15 protein-coding genes and 1 pseudogene are annotated in these 19,308 nt (G+C 66.1%); 10 read left to right on the forward strand and 6 right to left on the reverse strand.

Features of this window, described 5'->3' with window-relative positions:
• Nucleotide 1: 1 nt before the first annotated feature.
• From TSO352_RS04915 to TSO352_RS04930, 4 genes are read left to right on the forward strand one after another with little or no spacing between them, the layout of a single operon-like run.
• A complete protein-coding gene (locus TSO352_RS04915) occupies nt 2-895 on the forward strand; it encodes an ABC transporter permease (protein WP_109106208.1) in 894 nt (297 codons plus the stop codon).
• Entirely contained in the window at nt 895-1,713 is an 819-nt protein-coding gene (locus TSO352_RS04920; RefSeq protein ID WP_109106209.1) for an ABC transporter permease, read from the forward strand. The genes TSO352_RS04915 and TSO352_RS04920 overlap by 1 nt, the downstream gene beginning before the upstream one ends.
• A gap of 30 nt (nt 1,714-1,743) precedes the next feature.
• On the forward strand, nt 1,744-2,100 hold the full coding sequence (locus TSO352_RS04925; protein WP_109106210.1) for a cupin domain-containing protein: 357 nt from the start codon (nt 1,744-1,746) through the stop codon (nt 2,098-2,100).
• A 12-nt stretch (nt 2,101-2,112) separates the two neighbouring features.
• Nucleotides 2,113-3,729 carry a GMC family oxidoreductase N-terminal domain-containing protein gene (locus tag TSO352_RS04930; RefSeq protein WP_109106211.1) on the forward strand — a complete coding sequence of 539 codons (1,617 nt, stop codon included), beginning with the start codon at nt 2,113-2,115 and terminating at the stop codon, nt 3,727-3,729.
• 351 nt (nt 3,730-4,080) lie between these two features.
• On the opposite strand, the gene TSO352_RS04935 is transcribed toward TSO352_RS04930, so the two are convergent.
• The 4 genes from TSO352_RS04935 to TSO352_RS04950 all read right to left on the reverse strand — a co-directional run bounded on the left by TSO352_RS04935 (nt 4,081) and on the right by TSO352_RS04950 (nt 7,734).
• Nucleotides 4,081-5,286 (reverse strand): ABC transporter substrate-binding protein, encoded by a 1,206-nt coding sequence (locus tag TSO352_RS04935; protein ID WP_109106212.1) that lies wholly within the window; start codon nt 5,284-5,286, stop codon nt 4,081-4,083.
• Between the two features lie 37 nt (nt 5,287-5,323).
• The gene (locus TSO352_RS04940) at nt 5,324-6,256 is read right to left on the reverse strand and encodes a 3-keto-5-aminohexanoate cleavage protein (RefSeq protein ID WP_109106213.1); all 933 of its coding nucleotides are present in this window, start codon (nt 6,254-6,256) and stop codon (nt 5,324-5,326) included.
• A 39-nt stretch (nt 6,257-6,295) separates the two neighbouring features.
• On the reverse strand, nt 6,296-7,315 hold the full coding sequence (locus tag TSO352_RS04945; RefSeq protein WP_109106214.1) for a 3-hydroxyacyl-CoA dehydrogenase NAD-binding domain-containing protein: 1,020 nt from the start codon (nt 7,313-7,315) through the stop codon (nt 6,296-6,298).
• A gap of 236 nt (nt 7,316-7,551) precedes the next feature.
• Nucleotides 7,552-7,734: a hypothetical protein gene (locus TSO352_RS04950; protein WP_146210709.1), complete on the reverse strand. Its 183-nt coding sequence runs from the start codon at nt 7,732-7,734 to the stop codon at nt 7,552-7,554.
• Between the two features lie 207 nt (nt 7,735-7,941).
• Here TSO352_RS04950 and TSO352_RS04955 point away from each other — a divergent pair, with 207 nt between their 5' ends.
• The 4 genes from TSO352_RS04955 to TSO352_RS04970 all read left to right on the forward strand — a co-directional run bounded on the left by TSO352_RS04955 (nt 7,942) and on the right by TSO352_RS04970 (nt 12,244).
• Entirely contained in the window at nt 7,942-10,248 is a 2,307-nt protein-coding gene (locus TSO352_RS04955; RefSeq protein ID WP_109106684.1) for a 3-hydroxyacyl-CoA dehydrogenase/enoyl-CoA hydratase family protein, read from the forward strand.
• 179 nt (nt 10,249-10,427) lie between these two features.
• Nucleotides 10,428-10,907 carry an antitoxin Xre/MbcA/ParS toxin-binding domain-containing protein gene (locus TSO352_RS04960; RefSeq protein WP_109106216.1) on the forward strand — a complete coding sequence of 160 codons (480 nt, stop codon included), beginning with the start codon at nt 10,428-10,430 and terminating at the stop codon, nt 10,905-10,907.
• Nucleotides 10,904-11,410 (forward strand): RES domain-containing protein, encoded by a 507-nt coding sequence (locus tag TSO352_RS04965; protein ID WP_109106217.1) that lies wholly within the window; start codon nt 10,904-10,906, stop codon nt 11,408-11,410. Before TSO352_RS04960 ends, TSO352_RS04965 begins: the two co-directional genes overlap by 4 nt.
• Before the next feature lie 201 nt (nt 11,411-11,611).
• A complete protein-coding gene (locus TSO352_RS04970) occupies nt 11,612-12,244 on the forward strand; it encodes a TetR/AcrR family transcriptional regulator (RefSeq protein ID WP_109106218.1) in 633 nt (210 codons plus the stop codon).
• A 329-nt stretch (nt 12,245-12,573) separates the two neighbouring features.
• Here TSO352_RS04970 and TSO352_RS04975 read toward each other — a convergent pair whose 3' ends face one another.
• Together TSO352_RS04975 and TSO352_RS04980 are read right to left on the reverse strand one after the other, a co-directional pair.
• A complete protein-coding gene (locus TSO352_RS04975) occupies nt 12,574-14,016 on the reverse strand; it encodes an amidase (protein WP_109106219.1) in 1,443 nt (480 codons plus the stop codon).
• A 413-nt stretch (nt 14,017-14,429) separates the two neighbouring features.
• Entirely contained in the window at nt 14,430-16,292 is a 1,863-nt protein-coding gene (locus TSO352_RS04980) for an alpha-amylase family glycosyl hydrolase (RefSeq protein WP_199231486.1), read from the reverse strand.
• Between the two features lie 241 nt (nt 16,293-16,533).
• On the opposite strand from TSO352_RS04980, the pseudogene TSO352_RS04985 reads away from it, so the two are divergent.
• Together TSO352_RS04985 and TSO352_RS33805 are read left to right on the forward strand one after the other, a co-directional pair.
• Nucleotides 16,534-16,740: pseudogene (locus tag TSO352_RS04985) on the forward strand (ISKra4 family transposase); the annotation flags it as partial.
• Nucleotides 16,741-17,042: 302 nt separating this feature from the next.
• On the forward strand, nt 17,043-19,064 hold the full coding sequence (locus TSO352_RS33805) for a methyl-accepting chemotaxis protein (RefSeq protein WP_158284522.1): 2,022 nt from the start codon (nt 17,043-17,045) through the stop codon (nt 19,062-19,064).
• Nucleotides 19,065-19,308: the final 244 nt, after the last annotated feature.

The raw sequence follows: 19,308 nt of genomic DNA on the forward strand, positions 1-19,308 counted from the left end.
CATGGCCGGAACAGCGATCGCCGAACTCAACGCCGACGGTCTGAGGCGGGATGCCCGGATCGAGCGACTCAAGCTTTTTGGCCTCAGCTCTCCGGCCTTGCTGCTGGTGCTGGTCATTCTGGTGCTTCCGGTCGGATGGCTTTTTTATCTGTCCTTCGTCGGAGCCGACGGCGGCTTCTCGCTTGAAAACTACGCCCGCATGATCGAGCAGAAATCATACGAGCGCATCTTCACCACAACCTTCGAGGTCAGCCTGCTGACGACGGGGCTTGCGATTCTGATCGGATATCCGTTCGCCTATTTCCTGTCGCAGTTGCCCGGCCGCCTCGCGAACCTCTTCATGATCGCCGTGCTGCTGCCCTTCTGGACGTCGCTGCTGGTGCGCACCTATGCCTGGCTGGTGCTGCTGCAGAGGGAGGGACTGATCAACAAATCTGCGATGGCCTTCGGCCTGTGGGACGAGCCGGTCAGGATGGTCCACGATATGACGGGCACCCTGGTCGGCATGGTCCACATCATGCTGCCCTTCCTCATCCTGCCGGTCTACGGTGCGATGAAATCGATCGACGTCGATCTGGTGAAGGCCGCCGCCAATCTCGGTGCATCGCCCACCCGCGCCTTCTGGACCGTCTTCTGTCCGCTGACCTTGCCGGGGCTGTTCGCCGGCGCCCTGATGGTGTTCATCCTGTGCCTGGGCTTCTTCGTCACCCCCGCCGTGCTTGGCGGCGGCAAGGTCATCATGGTGTCGATGAAGATCGTGTCCAACATCCAGCTTTTCGTGAATTGGGGAGCCGCCAGCGCGCTCGGCGTCGTGCTGCTGGCGCTGACCGTCGCCATCCTGTGGATTGCGTCACGTTTTCTCAACCTCACCCAGATCGCGGGGAGCGGCCACTGATGCTGAACTGGTTCCAATCGCCCGCAACGGAAACACAGGTGACCCATGGCGGCCGACTCTGGCTCTACGCCCTGGCCGCTCTCGTCATTCTGTTCCTGGTGATCCCGACCTTCATCGTGATCCCGATGTCCTTTTCCGACAGCCAGTATCTGGAATTTCCGCCCACGCGCTGGTCCTTGCGTTGGTATGAGCACTATGTCGACTCGCCGGACTGGATGCTGGCAACGCGCACCTCGCTCAAGGTCGCGGTGCTCACCATGGTGGTCGCAACGCCGCTCGGCGTGCTGGCCGCCTACGCACTGCACACCGCGAAGGTCGCGTTCGTCCGGCTGGCCTTCGTGCTGCTCATCACGCCGATGATGGTGCCCCTGGTCCTGGTCGCCATCGGCGCCTTCTACGTCTATGTCAAACTCGACCTGCTCTACACCGTCACGGGACTGGTGTTTGCCCACACCGTGCTGGCCCTCCCCCTGGTGGTGATCGTCGTCGGCTCCGCCTTCAAGTCCTTCGACATGGCGCAGGAGGATGCCGCGCGTTCGCTCGGCGCGCCGCGCTGGAAGGCGTTCCTCACGGTGACCCTTCCGCAGGTTCGCTTCGCGGTCGTGACCGCGGCGCTTCTGTCATTCCTGACCTCGTTCGACGAGGTGGTCGTCGCAATGTTCGTCTCGGGCGGCGACAACCCGACGCTCACGCGCAACATGTTCAATGCGCTGAGAGACCAGATCGACCCGACCATTGCCGCCATATCGACGATCATGATCGTCATCACCGTCGTCGTGATGACGCTCGCCCAGATTTTCGGCGCCCGCAGCAAATAATCGACATACGCGTTCCGGAGTAATGGAAGCATGACCAGCCTGGAAGTTTTCGCGGGGCTTTCCGCACTCCCGCTCGGCGTTTTCGCGCCCAAACCGACGGCCCTTCAGGAGGGGCAGCAGGAAGCGTCGACCCTGCTCTGGACGTCCCCGGATGGCCGAACGAAGATCGGCCTGTGGGAATGCACCGCGGGCCGCTTTACCGCCGACCGCAAGAACGCCGGCGAGTACTGCCACATCCTCTCGGGCCGCGCGTCGGTGCGCAACGCGGACGGCAGCGGTGAGCGCGACCTTGCCGCCGGCGACCTGCTGGTCCTGCCGCAAGGGTGGACGGGAGAATGGACCATCCATGAGCCGGTCCGGAAGCTCTTCCTGATCGATGCACGCTAGGGCGACCGAACGATGGCGGAGTATGATTTCATCGTCGTGGGCGCGGGTTCGGCCGGCTGCGTGCTGGCGAGCCGGCTTTCCGAAAGCGGCCGGTTTTCCGTGCTTCTGGTGGAGGCCGGCGGGAGCGACCGGTCGTTCTGGCTGATGATGCCGATCGGCTATGGGAAGGCATTTTACGACAAACGCTGCAACTGGATGTACATGACCGAGCCCGACCAGGGGCTGAACGGTCGGCAATCCTACTGGCCGCGCGGCAAGGCTCTTGGCGGCTCCAGCGCAATCAACGCCATGATCTTCGTGCGCGGCCATTCGTCCGACTTCGATGGCTGGGCGGCGATGGGCAACCCCGGCTGGGGTTGGGATGAGGTGCTGCCCTATTTCAAGAAACTGGAAAGCAATGATCGCGGCGCGGACAGCCTGCGCGGTGCCGATGGCCCGGTGCGCATCGAAAGCAAGGAGAACGATGTCCATCCGCTTTGCCAGAGCTTCCTGAAGGCCGGCGCCGAACTGGGGATGCGGAAGAATACCGATTTCAACGGGCCGGAGTTGGACGGTTTCGGCGTCTATCAGATCACGACCAAGGACGGCATGCGGATGTCGGCCGCGCGGGCCTATCTCCGGCCGGCACGGGGGCGTGCGAACCTGCGCGTGGAGACCGGGGCGTTCACCCAGACGATCCTGTTCGATGGCAAACGGGCCACCGGGATCCGTTACCGGCAGAATGGGAACGAGCACACGGCGCGGGCGCGGCGCGAGGTCATCCTGTCGGCGGGGGCCATCAATTCACCGCAACTGCTGCAGCTTTCCGGTGTCGGGCCGGGCGCCCTGCTGCAAACGCTGGGCATCCCGGTGGTCGCGGCGCTGGAGGGTGTCGGTCGTCATCTGCAGGACCATCTGTGCATCGACTATCTGTTCCGCTCCCGTGTGCCGACCCTCAACAACCAGCTTTCCCCGTTCATGGGTCGACTGCGCTACGGCCTGCAATATCTGCTCAGCCGAACCGGCCCGTTGTCGCTTGGCATCAACCACGCCGGCGGCTTCGTGCACACCGCGCCGGGTCTTGCTGCGCCGAACATGCAGCTGTTCTTCTCGCCGATGAGCTACACCAAGGCGCCCCCCGGCAAACGCCCGCTGATGCGGCCCGACCCCTTTCCCGGCTTTGCGCTTGCCGCCCAGCCGACGCGGCCGACCAGCCGCGGACATCTCGCGCTCCGCTCGCCCGATGCTTCCGCTTCCCCCGCCATCCACCCGAACTATCTTTCGACAGAGTTCGACCAGCAGGAAATGATCGTGGCTTCCAGGCTCGTTCGCAGGATCGCGGCAACGCCGGCGCTCTCGGCCGTCATCGCCGAGGAGTTGGCACCCGGGCCGTCGGTGACCTCCGACGAGGCCATGCTTGACGATTGCCGGGCGCGTGCGGGCACCGTCTATCACCCGGTCAGCACCTGTCGGATGGGGCCGGATCCGGCAGAGGATGTCGTCGACGCTGCCCTCAGGGTCCACGGCATCACCAACCTGCGGGTTGCGGATGCCTCGATATTCCCCACGTTGACGACTGGAAACACCAACGCCGCTGCCATCATGGTCGGTGAAAAGGCTTCCGATTTGATCCTGTCGGCTCATCGCTGACCGGAATGACCGCGCCGGTGATGCGGCATTGCCACGTCAACCCGAACGGAGGCAAGGAGAGGGGATAGCGGCCACCCAGCGACACCTGCTGCGCCGCTTGGCGGGCTCACCCAGGCGGTCGGCTGGTGCGAATTCTCAGCGCGGTTGTTGGGACAACGGCTTTGCCGGTGTTCCACGCCGGTCACGGTGGTCATCGATTTGGGCATGCCGGTCACCCGCAAGGCCGCCTGATCACCACGGGCCGCCGGTGGTCTCCGCCCTCGCGGCGATTTGTGCGCCAACGTTCATCAGAACCCGAAGAAGCGCTCCCCAGCCGCGCCAGTTCTCCAACGCGGCCGGGGGCCTGCCGGATTACTTCACCAGCGGGCAGCCGCCCTTGTCGATGGGGCGGTAGGCCTCGTTGCCCGGGATGGTGGTCAGCACCTTGTAATAGTCCCACGGCCCCTTGGATTCGGCCGGGCTCTTCACCTGCATCAGGTACATGTCGTGGACCATGCGGCCGTCGGCGCGCAGCGTGCCGCCCTTGGCGAAGGCGTCGTTCACCGGCGTCTCGCGCATCTTCACCATCACCGCCTTGGCCTCGTCGGTGCCGGCGGCCTCGATGGCCTTCAGGTAATGGCGCACGGCGGAATAGCTGCCGGTCTGGATCATGCTGGGCATCTTGCCGGTCCTGGCTATATAGGCCTTGGCGAAGGCGCGGGCATCGTCGTCGCGGTCGGCGTTCCAGCCATCCATCAGCACCAGCCCCTGCGCCGCCTTGAGACCCAGGGAATGCACGTCGGTGGGGAACATCAGCAGGCTCGCCAAGGTCTGCCCGCCCTGCGGAAGGCCGAACTCCTGCGCCTGCTTGATCGAGTTGGCGGTGTCGCCGCCGGCATTGGCGAGCGCGATGACCTTCGCCCCCGACCCCTGCGCCTGCAGCAGGTAGGAGGAGAAGTCGGCGGTGTTCAGCGGGTGGCGGACGGAGCCGGTGACCTTGGCGCCGTTGGCCTTCAGCACCTCGGTCAGCGACTGCTCCAGCGCATGGCCGAAGGCGTAGTCCACGGTCAGGAAGTACCAGCTGTCGCCCAGGATCTTCGCGCCCGCCTTGCCCATGCCCTGCGCCAGCGCATAGGTGTCGTAGGTCCAGTGAGCCGTGGTCGGCGAACAGGCCTCCCCGGTCAGCTGTGCGGCACCGCCGCCGGAAATCAGGAAGACGCGGTTCTTGCGCTTGGTGATTTCCTGGACCGCCAGCGCGACGGACGACGTGGGGACGTCGACGATGACGTCCACCTGCTCGGTGTCGATCCACTTGTTCACCAGCGACGCGCCGATGTCCGCCTTGTTCTGGTGGTCGGCGAAGATCACCTCGACCGGCTTGCCGGCGACCTTGCCGCCCATCTCCTCCACCGCCATGCGCACCGCCTCGACCGAGCCCATACCGGTCGGGTCGGCATAGACGCCGGTCATGTCGTTCAGGACGGCGATCTTGACCTTGCCGTCGGAGATTTGGGCGTGGGCGGCTCCGGCGATCAGTGCTGCGGAGCAGGCGGCCGCGGCCAGAATCCAGCGTTTCATGGATGTTTCCTCCCTGTTTGATTGGTTTTTCGGACGATCAGAAGGCGACGTTGTCGCCACCCTTGGTCTGCAGCATCGCGCGCGCCTCCTCCGGCGTGGCGATCTCCAGGCTCAACTCTTCGAGGATGCGGCGGATCTTGGCGACCTGTTCGGCGTTGGAGGTCGCCAGCTTGCCGCGTCCGGCATAGAGGCTGTCCTCCAGCCCGACCCGGACGTTGCCGCCGAGGATGGCGCTCAGCGTGACGAAGGACATCTGGTGGCGTCCGGCGGCCAGCACCGACAGGTAATAGTCGTTGCCGAACAGCCGGTCGGCCGTGGCCTTCATGTGCATCAGGTTTTCCGGATCCGGGCCGATGCCGCCGAGGATTCCGAAGATGCATTGCGTGAAGAAGGGCGGCTTGACGATGCCGCGGTCGGCGAAATGCGCCAGCGTGTAGAGATGGCCGACGTCGTAGCACTCGAACTCGAACCGGGTGCCGACATCGCCCAGCTCGCGCATGCCGCGCTCGATCTGCGCGAAGGTGTTGGACAGGATGAAGTCGGTGGTCGATTCCAGATAGGGCTTCTCCCAATCGTGCTTGAAGCTGTCGAACTTCGCCGCGGCGCCGGAGATGTTGAAGTTCATCGATCCCATGTTCATCGACGCGACTTCCGGCTGCGCCCGCTTGGCCGCGGCCAGCCGCTCGTCCAGCGTCATGCCCAGGCCGCCGCCGGTGGTGATGTTCAGGATGGCCGCGGTCTGCTGCTTGATGCGCGGCAGGAATTCCATGAACAGGTCCGGCGAGGGCGAGGGCTTGCCCGTCTCCGGATCGCGGGCGTGCAGGTGGAGCATCGCCGCACCGGCCTCCGCCGCCGCCACGGCGTCGCGGGCGATCTCGTCAGGCGTGACCGGCAGGTGGGGCGACATGGTCGGCGTGTGGATCGAACCGGTCACCGCGCAGGTGATGATGACCTTGTCGGTACGTTTCATGGCTGTCTCCTCCCTTGTTTTCCGTGATGTCGAGGCCGGTCAGCGGCCGGTGCGCAGCGTCCGGCGTTCCTGCTGCAGGGTTTCGATCAGCGCCATGAGCAGTTGGTCGCGCTCCTGCGCCAGATCGGCCTGGGACCGGCCGTGCAGCGCATCCCGCATGCCGGCGGCCAGCTGGTCGCGCACCTGCGGCGTCAGTGCCGGGGTGCCGAGATCCCGCCACCAGTCTTCCATCGCCGGGCCAATATGGTCGAGGAAGTGGGACATGCCGCCCTCACCGCCGGCGAGGTTGAAGATCATGTTCGGCCCCATGATCGCCCAGCGCAGGCCGGGCCCCTCCGCGATGGCGGTGTCCACATCCTCCACGCTGGCCAGCCCGGTGGCGACCGCATGCACCGCCTCGCGCCAGAGCGCCGCCTGGAGGCGGTTGGCGAGATGGCCGGGTACCTCGCGGTTCAAGCGGATCGGGCGTTTGCCGACCGCGCGGTAGAAGGCCATCAGCCATTCGATCGTGCCGGCCGTCGTGTCCCGGCCGCCGACCACCTCGACCAGCGGGATCAGGTGCGGCGGGTTGAAGGGGTGGCCGACGGCGAAGCGTCCCGGCACGCGGCATCCCCGCTGCAGCTCGCTCATGATCAGGCCGGAGGTGCTGGAGGCCACGATCACGCCGTCGTCCAGCACCTCTTCCAGCATGGCGTAGAGCGCGCGCTTGACCTCATCGCGCTCCGGCGCGTTTTCCTGGACGAAGCGGGCACCGCGCGCCGCATCGCACGGGTCGGTGTGGAAGCTCCATTTCTCCGGATCGGCGCCGGGGGCGAGGCCCAGCCGTTCCAGCGCCGGCCAGGATTTGGCGATCAGGCCGCGCACCACGGCTTCCGCGGCGGGATTGGGGTCGCTGATGGCGACGCTCATCCCCCTGGACAGAAACAGCGCCGCCCAACTGGCGCCGATGGTGCCGGCGCCGATCACGGCGACGCGCCCGACCGCGTCGGGATGGGGTGCGCCCGGCCCCTGAAGGTCCGATCGGACCCCGGCTGAATTGGCCGTTGGATTGGTTGTCATGGTCCTCCCCGGATGTTCTGGTTTTGCCCAGGCCGTCGATCTGCAGATCGATGCACTGGGCGGCGATGTCGTGGGCGCTGGGGCCGCCGTTCGGCTGGTACCAGCGGGCGATTCAGCTCAGCGCACCCGCCACGGTGAATTCCCCTCCGCTTCCGTCCGTCGTGCCGACAGCCGCAGCGGCCATGGCGGATTGATCGCCGCACACACTGTTGACCAGCACATCAATCTGCCTCATCCTACTCACGAGTAATATGCATTCCAACAAGTATGTTTGCCGGCGCAAGCATAAGGGAGGATGAACGCATGGAGGCCATCGCCTTGGCCCGGACCGACAGCATCGGCGCAACGCTGGCCCGCAGCGCCCGGCGCAATGGCGCGCTTTCACCGGCGGCGTCCTGGTCGCCGATGTCCGCCAGCATCCGGCCCATTTCAAGGTGCCCGAGCGGATCGAGCTCCTCGACATCCTGCGCCGCGACACCGCCGGCAAGCCGCTGAAACGCGAACTGCGCAAGTCCTATCCTACAGCGCCCGAGCCCCGTTGGCCGTACTCAAGGATCAAATGCGATGAACCATGCCTTCGCCGCGGGCCGCACCCGCTTGCCCGCCACTCGTCCGGAGCGCGCGTGATGGAAAGAGCCGTCCGCAAGGTCGCGGTGATCGGCGCCGGATCCATGGGATCGGGCATCGCCGCGCAGTTCGCCAACGGCGGCGTGCCGGTTCTGCTGCTCGACGTCGCCGGCCCCGGCGAAGACCGTGCCGCCCCGGCCCGTGCCGGCCTGGAACGGCAGCTGAAGGCGCAGGGCTTCATGGCCCCGTCCGCCGCGACGCTGGTCGAGGTCGGCTGCATCGAGGACGATCTGGCCGCCGTCGCCAACGCCGACTGGATCGTCGAAGCGGTGGTCGAGGATCCGGCGGTGAAGCGCCGGCTGTTCGCCCGGCTGGATGCGCTGCGCAAGCCCGGGGCGGCGGTGTCCTCCAACACCTCGACCATCCCGCTGGCGCAGCTGACGGACGGGGCGTCGGAGGCGTTCCGCCGCGACTTCGTCATCACCCATTTCTTCAACCCGCCGCGCCACATGCGGCTGATGGAACTGGTCACCGGCCCCGACACCGCGCCGGAGACCGCGGCCCTGGTCCGCGATGCTGCGGAGACGGTGCTGGGCAAGACCGTGGTGGACTGCCGCGACACGCCGGCCTTCATCGCCAACCGGCTGGGCTGCCACTGGATGTCGGTCGCCGCCATCGAGGCGTTGCGCCACGGTCTGACGGTGGAGCAGGCGGATGCGGTGGCCGGTGCGCCGTTCGGCGTGCCGCGTACGGGCATCTTCGGGCTGCTGGATCTCGTCGGCATCGATCTGGTGCCGCTGGTGTGGGGCAGCCTGCTGGGCGCCCTGCCCGGCGGGGATGCCCACCACCGCCACGATTTGACCGCCGAGCCGCTGATCCGCCGCCTGATCGCTGAGGGGCGGATCGGGCGCAAGGCCAAGGGCGGCTTCTACCGCCTCGCCCCCGGCAGCAAGGCGCGCGAGGCGCTGGATCTCGCCACCGGGGAGTATCGTCCGCAGGCCGACGCCGCGGCCAACCGCGATCTGGCGGCGCTGATCCGGCAGGAGGATGCGGCTGGGCGCTACGCCTGGGCGGTGCTGTCCAACAGCATCGCCTACACCGCCGCCGTGGCGGGGGAGATCGCCGACGACGTGGCGGCCATCGACACCGCCATGCGGCTTGGCTATGGCTGGGCCGAGGGGCCGTTCGCGCTGGCCGACCGGGTCGGCTGCGCCGCCATCGCCGACCGGCTGGCGGCGGAGGGGCGCGACGTGCCGCCCCTGCTCGCCGCCGCCGCCGCGCAGGGCGGCTTCTACCGCCGCACCGACACGGGGCGGGAGACCCGAACCACCGCCGGCGCCTGGACGCCCGCCCGCCGGCCGCAGGGCGTGCTCGATCTGGCCGAAGTGAAGGAGCACGGGCCGCGCTTCGCCGGCAACGGGTCGGCATCGGTCTGGGATCTGGGCGACGGCGTCGCCTGCCTGGAGTTCCACACCAAGATGAACGCCATCGACCACGGCATCCTCGCCATGGTCGCGGAGGCGGCGGAACGGGTGCCGGCGGAGTTCCGCGCCCTCGTCCTCTACAACGACAACCCGCGCGCCTTCTCCGCCGGGGCCAACCTCGGCTATTTCGTCGAGCGGCTGGAGGCGGAGGATTTCACCGCCCTGGAACGCTTTGTAGCGGACGGGCAAGCGGCCTTCCGCGCGCTGAAGCACGCCGCCATCCCGGTGGTCGGCGCGCCGGCCGGGCTGGCGGTCGGCGGCGGCTGCGAGGTGCTGCTGCATTGCGACGCCATCCAGGCCCATGCCGAGACCTACATCGGGCTGGTCGAGCTGAAGGTCGGCATCGTTCCGGGCTGGCGCGGCACGGCGGAATTGCTGCTGCGCTGGGGCCGCAGGACCGACCGGCCCGCCGGCCCGATGGGAGCGGCACAGGCCGCCTTCGAGACCATCGCCGGCGCGCGCATCACCGGTTCGGCGCTGGAGGCGCGGACGCTCGGCTATCTGCGGCCGGAGGACGGCATTACCATGGGCCGCGACCGGCTGCTGGGCGACGCCAAGGCAAATGCGATTGCGCTGGCCGAGGGCTACCGCGCGCCCGGCGTCGGCGTCGTCGTCCTGCCCGGTCTGGCGGAGCGGGAGAATTTGCGGGCAATCGTCCAGGGCTGGCGGCAGGGCGGGCGGGCCAGCCCCCATGACGAACTGGTCGCGGACTGGCTGGCCGGCGTGTGCTGCGGCGGACCCGAGGCCGGCCCGCAGACCCCCATAGACGAAGACGCGCTCGCCGCGCTTGAGCGGGAGGCCCTGTCCGCCTTGGTCCGGGAACCGGCGACCCGCGCCCGCATCCGACACATGCTGGACGTAGGCAAGCCCCTGCGCAACTGAGGAGCAGAACCATGGCCGCGTACCAGCCGCCGCTTCAGTCCATGCGCTTCCTCGTGCATGAGCCGCTCCATGCTCCCGCCGTGCTGGCGGAGGGGGGATGGTCGGGCGTGGGCGAGGTGGTCGCTTGAATCCCGTTGCGTCACGTGTCACATTTAAAGTGACACGTGACGGAGAATGCCATGCCCGCGGTCGGATCCGACGCTGGACGGGGGGAGGCGGGAACCTATCAGCGGGTCACCGACCTGCTCGGTGGTCCGCGGGTGTTCAAGCGCCCGGTGGTGACGCAATTGGATGCCCACAACGCCATCAAGACGGGCTTGCCGGGCGGCGCGCTGTACCATCTCGTGACCCACCTGCGGGTCCTCAAGCCGGCGAGCATCGAGTCCGCCGTGGGTATGAGCGTGCGCACCTACCAGCGTCGCAAGGGAGCGCCGGACAAGCCGCTCAGCCCTGAGCAGGGTGGCCGGACCTGGAAGCTGGCCGAGATTTTGGCCCGGGCCTCCGAGGTCTTCGGCTCGCAGGAGGAGGCCGAGCAGTGGCTGGAGCGTCCGGCCATCGGGCTGGACAACAACCGTCCGCTGGACCTGCTGGACACCCCCGCCGGGGTCGAGATGGTCGAGGATTACCTGGGGCGGATGGCTTCCGGGGTTTACACGTGACACCCTTGCCGGCGGCGCTGGGCGGCACCGAGCTGGTCGCGTGGCGCCTCGACCCGGAGCCCTTCCGCACGACTTGGGACAGCGGCGAAGGGGCCTACCGCTTCGGCGGCCGCTGGAACAGCAAAGGGGTTCGCGCCGTCTACTGCTCTCTCGACCCGGCGACCGCGATCCTCGAGGTCGCGGTGCACAAGGGCTTCACGGCGCTGGACACCGTGCCGCACGCGCTGACGGCGCTGACCATCACCGACCCCGCCGCCGTCCATGTCGTCACTTCGGCCGACGTGCCCAACCCCAACTGGCTCCGTCCCGGCATCCCCAGCTTTGGGCAGCAGCAGTTCGGCGATGCTGTGCTGAACGCGCACAAGTTTGTCCTCATCCCGAGCGCCGTGTCCCCGCACAGCTGGAATCTTCTGTTCGTCGCGTCTCTGGCGGCCGGGTCCTACACACGGCGCTCCCAGGAGCGGTTTGCGCTGGACACGCGGTTGCACCCGCCGCCCGCCTGACGAAGACGCGTCCACCGTTCGCCTCCAGCATCGCGGTGCGCGTATGACGCCCTGGTCAGCCCGTCAACGACAGGGCCGGCCGTTTTTTCAGCAGCCTGCTAGAGCAGGAGTTTGCAACAGAGCCATAACACGATGCCGTTTGGGATTTGCCTACACGGAGCAGCCCAACTACATTCCTCGCTGATGCTCACCAAAGGGGGAATGAACATGCGCGAAGGCCGAATCATGCGGCTCCCTCCAAAAGAGCGAATTCTTGATGCTGCAGAAGACCTATTCTTCAACTTGGGCATCCGGCGTGTAACGGTCGAGGACGTTGCCACCAAAGCCGAAACGACCAAAGCCGCGGTCTATCGGCATTTTGGCTCCAAGGAAAACCTAATCGCAGAATGGATCCGGATTGTGACGGCGCAATACGCCGCCATTCTGGATAACCTTGAGAAGACCTACCCGGGAGATCCCCGCGCCCAGTTGTATGGTTGGGCCAAGCACATCGCTGATACTCTGGCAACGACGTCGCATCGAGGATGCCCATTCATCAACTCGATCGCGGAACTGCCCGACCCGAATGATCCCGTTCGTTTGCTGATTGAAGCCCATAAGAAGAGGCAGGCGCAGCGGGTGGCGATGCTTTGTGAAGGGGCGGGCATTCCAGACCCGGAGGCTGCCGCGGTGGAGATCAGCTTCATGCTCGAGGGTGCGCAAATCAGCACTCAGAACAACAGTATCCCGAATGCCGGCAAGCATGTGATGAGGATCATTTCTGAAATCCTTGATCGGGCCGAGCGCGGCAAAAAGAAGGGCCCGCTTAAGGTGCTGGCAAAACAAGCCGGGTGATTTTCCACATCCCGCCAGAATTTGCGCTGTCAGGTTAAGCGCAACCATTGTTCCACCGCCGCTCACGCTCCCCCATATTGTGCCGCGTCCTCGCGGCCGGGGCCACACCGCCTTGAGCGGGTATAAAGCGATCATGCGAGCAAGTGCACGACGCTTAGAACCTTGTATGGACGGCCCCCCTGGCGCAAGAGGGAAATCCGATCCGACTGGCCGAGAGGATGCATCCGGTGTTGTCAGGTTGGCTGTAGGCGATCCAGAAGATCGGGCGACGTCGAAGCCCAACTTCGACGCCGCCAGATGGTGGTCAACCTGGTGGCCGGATGAGCCGATCAGTTGCCCGCCCAGACCGCGGGTTGGCGTTCAATCCACGGCACCGCCGCTTCAAGCTGGCTGGCCAAGCGGAACAGCAGATCCTCGCGTCCAAATCCGGCTACGAACTGGGACCCGACTGGCAGGCCACTATCGATGTCTGTGAACAACGGCATGGACATCGCAGGCAAGCCTGCGACATTGGCAAGTGCAGTGAACGGGGAGCGGCGGAACACGTGGTCGACCCACTGCAGTCCGTCGAGCGTCTCCTGTCCCTCGTTGTATTCGCCGATCGCCGGCGGCAGGTCAGGAACGGTTGGGGTCAGCAGAACATCATATCGCGTAAAGAACTGTCCGACCTGCCGTGTGACGGTGTTGCGAACGTTCAGTGCCCCGAGAAAATCAAGACCGCTCACCCTTCGGCCCGACGCGTAAACCGCCAGTGTAGCCGGTTCGAGGATCGAGGGATCGATGGCGCGGCCGGAGATCGACGCGATGAACTCCATCCAGGCCGCTGTGTTGGCGGTCCAAAACTGCGCGTTGGCGTGTACGAAGCCGTCCCAGCTCACCCCGATGTCGAGGGTCACATCGTCGACATGGTGCCCCAGGCTTTCACAAAGTCGTGCCGTCCGGCTGGTCGCCGCGGCGACGCCGTCCGCAGTCCTGCTGCCGTTGAGGGGATGAAGCAGGAAGCCAATCTTCAGCCTGCCGGGATCACGCCCCACTTCGGACAAGTACGGCCGCTCCGGTGGAGTGATGTAATAGGGTTCGCCGATGTCACCCCCGTGAACCGCGTCCAACAGCGCGGCGCTGTCGCGGACCGTGCGGCTGATCGCGAACTGAACCACGAGTCCGCTCCATACCTCGTCCACCGCAGGGCCGTTCGTTACTCGGCCACGTGTCGGCTTCATACCGAAGGCGCCGACGCTTGCAGCCGGCACACGGATCGAGCCGCCACCGTCGGTGGCGTGGGCCACTGGCACCATGCCCGAGGCAACAGCCGCCCCGGCTCCGCCGCTTGAACCGCCCGCGCTGCGGCCGGGATCCCAGGGGTTGCGGGTGGGGCCGGTAGCGACAGGCTCGGTGGTCGTGCTGATCGCAAATTCCGGCGTCGACGTCCGACCGATCGTCACCAGACCGGCGTCACGGAATCGGCTCATTAGCGATGAATCGGATGGCGCGACAATGCCTTCGGCCAACCGGCTGCCCAGTTCGTTGCGCCGCCCCTCCATACCAACCGCCAGATCTTTTATCAGAAACGGCACGCCGAAGAACGGCGGAGTCTGGGTGCCGCCACGCGGTGTCTCGTCGCTCCAACTCTCGACCACCGCGTTCACGGTCGGGTTGACCAGCTCGATGGCCTGGAGCGCGGCCGCCGACACCTCCGCGGCGCTCACCTCCTTGTTCGCGATGAGAGCCGCAAGCCCCAGTGCGTCATGCCTCGTGTAATCCGACAGATTCATTGGATGCTCCTCCACTTCCCCTCGCACAGGGCCAGGGCGCGTGATGCCGAACGGCAATGGCCGGCTTCAGACGGTATCTTCCAGATACTATTGAGTGTCGTTCGATACCGATTGGTATCTTACGGTACCAGTCGGTATCGATGTCAAGGGGGGTTCTGATTGCACGTATGGAAAACTGTCTGCAAAAGGCCCGGAGCGCATCGCTTTGCATCACACGCCGCCGGCGTCGGAGGTCGACGACCACCCGCCCCCTCACTTTCCCTGCCAGGATTTCAGCGGGTGTTGTCCAGTTGCTGGCGGAGCGTGGAATTGCGGGCAGCAGACCTGCGTTCGCCTCTCAGGTCAGCGGACCTGAGCCGCGCCGGTGGCCTCGCGGCATGTGGTGAAGGCCCGCGTACGGGCGCAACGTCGCCTCACGGACCGGCCGCTGTCCACACGCGTCCATAGTACGGCGGCACGGTCAGTGTGACCTCGCCGAGCGGCGGTACGGCGGCGAGGCCGAGGCTGCCGCCATGGAGTTCCTCGACGTAGTCGCCCCCGACCGGGAACCAGAAGGGAACTGTCCGCTCGGTGTCGCTCGTGTTGACCGCGACTAGGCTGTAGCTCGCGCCGCTGTAGCGCGCGAACAGCAGCAACCCGTGCCGCTGATAACGGTCCCAATCGTTAAAGAAGAAGTAGTCACCTTGCCGGATGTGGGATCGGTTCTTCCGGATCTGGAGGAGCTTCCGGACCAGTCGCACGAGCCCCTGTCCGGCGGCGTCGTAGAAGTAATCCCAACGCAGGGGGCGGAGCAGCCCGACGCGCCCTGCGCCAAAGGGAGGAAGGAAATAGTTCTCTCCGAACTCCTGCCCTTGCCAGAGCATGGGAACGCCCTTTCCCATCAGCAGCGCGATCAGGTAGGGCTGGACCATGTACCATCTGTCGCGGTCTCCCTCGGCAAAGAGGGGATTCTGTGCCTCGTCCGGGTTCGAAATGCCGAAATTGCACACGAAGCGCTCGTGATCATGGTTCTCCGTGTACTGCAGCGCGGTCTTCTGGATCACGTCTCCGTTGGCGCTCTCGCTCTTTGTGTAGCCGAACAGGCCCAGCGACATGCCCAGGTCGAAGAGCCGGCCACGCTCCCCTCGCGCAACCCTTCCCGCCGCGTCGTAGGTGGCGTTTTGCCAAGTGCAGTTCGAGTAGCTCTCGCGCAGCACGCCCTGCGGCGCCTCGAGCTGTTCCGCGCACTGGATGAGCCTGATCGGTGCCCCCGCGCCGCCGTCGAATCGGGTCCAATACCGCTCCCCGGCCGCGGCCTTGCCCTTCGCCAGCTGGTAGGTGGCGTGGACGTGGTTTGCGTAGCCCACCCCCAGCGGACCGTCCCAGAAGTTCGGGACGCAGTCGTAGCGGAAGCCGTCGACGTGGTAGACGTCCAGCCAGTGGTGGTCCGCGCTGTGGAAATAGTCGCGCGTTAGCTGGCGACGGAAATCCGTGCTCCTACCCGAGTTGCTGAAGAGGTCTTGGGCGAACGGCCCCATGAACGGGTTCTCGTCGTAGCGCAGCCGCGTGTAGACGTCGTAATAGGGGAAATCGGTGCCCGTGTGGCCGTAGACGACGTCCACGATGACCGCGATGCCATTCTGGTGGGCCATGTCGACCAGCGCTTGGAAGTCCGAGCGCTTGCCCATGCGCTCGTCCACACCGAAGTAGCCGATCGGCAGGTATCCCCAGTCCACCGACGCGCCCACGTTCGAGAGCGGCATGACCTCAATGGCGTTGACGCCAAGGTCGCGCAGGTACGCCATGAGCCGCCGCGCGCGGTCGAGGTCGCCGCCCAGCTCGGCGATGTTGACCTCGTAGAGCACCAGATCCTGGAGCGGTGGCGTCTTCCAGGTCGCCTCCGTGGCGCTCCACGCGTAGGGCGTGTAGCCGAGCGTGAAGGCGGAGAGCTTGCCGACACCGAACTCCCGGGCGAAGGGATCGACGACCCAGTCGAGACGGCCCACGTTCGGGCTGTCGACGACGTAGCGGTAGGCGTAGCGGCCTGACTTTCCCCAGGCGGATTCTGGGGGCGCGGGTGTACCGGCAATCGGGACGGTCGCCGACCAGTAGTCGCCGTGGGGGGCGACAACGCTGTGGGTGAGCCTGAACTCTCGCGGGGGGAACGCCTGGACGTACTGGTCGTCCTCGTGGATGATTTTCACGCTGACCGCGTTGCCGTCCGAGGCGGAAACCCAGGGCAGCCAGAGGCCGAAGGTCACCGTTCCGGCACTCTCGATGGCGCCGAGCGTGTCCATGGGGAGCAGATTGCTTAGGACCATCGGATCAATGCTCCTTTTCCCGGGCGCGGCTGGGCGGGCCTCGCCTTTGCCGTCGAACTTGAAAAACAGTCGATTTCGGCCCATTGGCCACATAGCTGTGCAACATGGCCAAAGTCGCTCGGCGCCCGACCCGGCGGCCTCGAACTTTTGAGAGACCGTCGCAAATCTGGGGGGAGAATGGTACCGCGCATCCGGATGGCAGCGGTCGGGGGCCGCGATGACGTGGCGGGTCGTGGTTGAGGTGACGGGCGGGGATGGTGCGGTGACGCGGCAGGTGATCTCCGAGGGTGAGCGCACCGAAGCCGGTCAGGCGGCGACGCTCGGGCTAAGCTTGATTGAGGGCAAGGCGACCCTGTCCGGCCTGCAGCGCGTCCTGGTCACGGCTCGGGTCGACGCGCACGGTCGCCGCGGATCACGCCGCCGAGCCATACGCCTGCCGCCCCTTCCGTCCTGTGGCGTGAAGGCCCCCAGGTTTGCGACGGTCTCATGGCGGCTTTAGCGCGTATTTTCGTCTGCCACTACGGAGTGACCCCCACTCGACCCCCGAGTGCGACGGAGGGTATGCTCTCTGGCACAAGCGAGGCAATCCGCCACATGCCGGCCGGAAAAATTACTTAGGATCCTATCTATTAAAATGTGACTATCATACTAGTATATCAATTGCACAGCATCGCCTTGATGTCCTGTCCTGTCCTGCCCGCTACCGTGCCGCCATATGGCAGCCACTTGAGCAACGAACGCCGCTCGGCCGGCTGGCAGGGATCCATTGCGGAGGTTCGCATGCCCAACGGGTTGAATGAAGTCGTCACGCGCAAGAAGACCAAGTTCGTCTACAAGATCCTGATCGCCGCCTCGCTTCTCATGATGGCTGGCGTCGGCGGCTTGTCCGCGCTGAGCGTGTCAATTGCCGAGAAGACGCTCCTGCAGGGGGTCGAGACGCAGACGCGCCTGATCGGTGACTCCGCCGCGCTGGGAATCGCAAACTGGCTGGATGGCCGCCAGCGCCTGCTCGAAAACCTGGCGCAGACCCTCGAGGTTGCGGGCGTGACCGAAGGCGTCGACCGCCTGCTGCAAACGAAGGCGCTCACTGACAGCTTCGTGCCCGTCTATTTCGGCAGGAACGACGGCGTCTTCATTCGGCAACCCGCCACGACGCTTCCGGAGGGCTACGATCCCCGCAAGCGGGGATGGTACGAAAGCGCCGCCACGGAAAAGCGGACCGTGATCACCAAGCCTTACATCAGCGCCTCGACCAAGGCGCTGACGATCACCATCGCACGTCCGGTCGCCGGCAAGGACGGCATCGCCGGGGTCGCCGGTGGCGATCTCGAGTTGACGCGCATCAACGAGTTCCTCTCCGGCTTGTCCCTGGATGGCAAGGGCTTTGCCTTCCTTGTGGACGCGGAGGGCACCGTCCTCGTCCATCCCGACCAGAACCGGGTGATGAAGAAGCTGGCCGACAACGTCGATCCCGCGCGCTTCGCCGCCAACGGTGCCCCCGTCGAGCGCGGCGACGGCACGATGACCAGCTTCTTCCCTATCAAGGGGCTGTCGTCGGTCACCTGGTACGTCGGCATCAGCATGGACCGGGCGAAGCTCATGGAGCCGATCGACGGCTTCCGGACGCTCCTGGCCGTCATTTCCGTCGGCATGGTGGTCTTGCTGGTCCTGGCGCTGGGCGGGCTGATCTACCGCCTCGTAGCGCGGCCGATCATGCGGATCACGCACGCCATGCGCTGCTTGGCCGCCGGTGACGTCGAAACCGAGATCCCCGCGCGGGAGCGCACGGACGAGATCGGCGAGATGGCGGAGGCGCTGGGCATCTTCCGGCAGAGTCTGGTGGACAACAAGACCTTCGAGGCGGAACAGGCCGCCCTCAAGGCACGCGCCGAGGAGGAGAAGGGTAAGGCCATGCGCCAGTTGGCCGACAGCTTCGAGCAGACCGTCGGCGGGGTCATTGGCGCTGTCACCAGACGGGCCGAGAGCATGGAGGTCCGAGCGCAGGAGATGGCCCGCGCCGCCAGCCAGACCGGCCAGCTTGCCAGCAACGCCGCCGCTGCGACCGAGCAGACCTCGGCCAACGTGCAGACCGTCGCCGCGGCATCCGAGGAGCTTTCCAGCTCCATCGCGGAGATCAGCCGGCAAGTCGGCCACTCGTCGCAGATCGCCGGAGAGGCGATGAGCCTGGCCGGCCGGGCCAACGAGAAGGTCGTGGGCTTGGCCACCGCGGTCGAGCGGATCGGGGCGGTGGTCGAGCTGATCAACTCCATCGCCAGTCAGACGAACCTCTTGGCCCTGAACGCCACCATCGAAGCCGCCCGCGCGGGTGAAGCCGGGAAGGGCTTCGCCGTCGTCGCCTCCGAGGTGAAGACGCTGGCGACGCAGACGGCCAAGGCGACCGACGACATCGCGGCGCAGGTCGCCACCATTCAGGCGGCGACGGGGGAGGCTGTCCAGGAGATCAAGGACGTCGCTCGCGTCATCACCCGCATCAATGAGGTTGCCACCTCCATTTCCTCGGCCGTCGAGCAGCAGGGCGCCGCCACGCGCGAGATCAGCCGCAACGTGCAACAAGCGGCCCAGGGAACTCAGGAGACCTCGCGCAGCATCGTCGGCGTCAACGATGCAGCCGGCGGCAGCGGCAAGGTGTCCTTCGAAGTGCTGGAGGGCATTCGCGAACTGGCCCTCCAGGCCAACACGCTCAACGATGAGGTGGGGCGGTTCCTGACACGCGTGCGCGCCAGCTAACCGCCATTGTCCAACAGGGTGGCGGGCGATCTGGTGACCGAGCGGAGATGATCGACGTGGGATTGCGTAACCGCACGTCGTCGACGGGAGCCGAGCCGCAGAGGAACAGAAAACCCAGGTAAGCTGGCGCTGGATGCTGAACATCGGCATGAGAGACGACATGGTGGGAGAACGTTCCAACCAGCTTTGAGGCGCTGGAGATTCGATCGTGCTCCGGGTTAGCCCCTGCCTTGGGCGTGTGAAT

Source organism: Azospirillum sp. TSO35-2 (genome assembly GCF_003116095.1).
Taxonomy (GTDB): domain Bacteria; phylum Pseudomonadota; class Alphaproteobacteria; order Azospirillales; family Azospirillaceae; genus Azospirillum.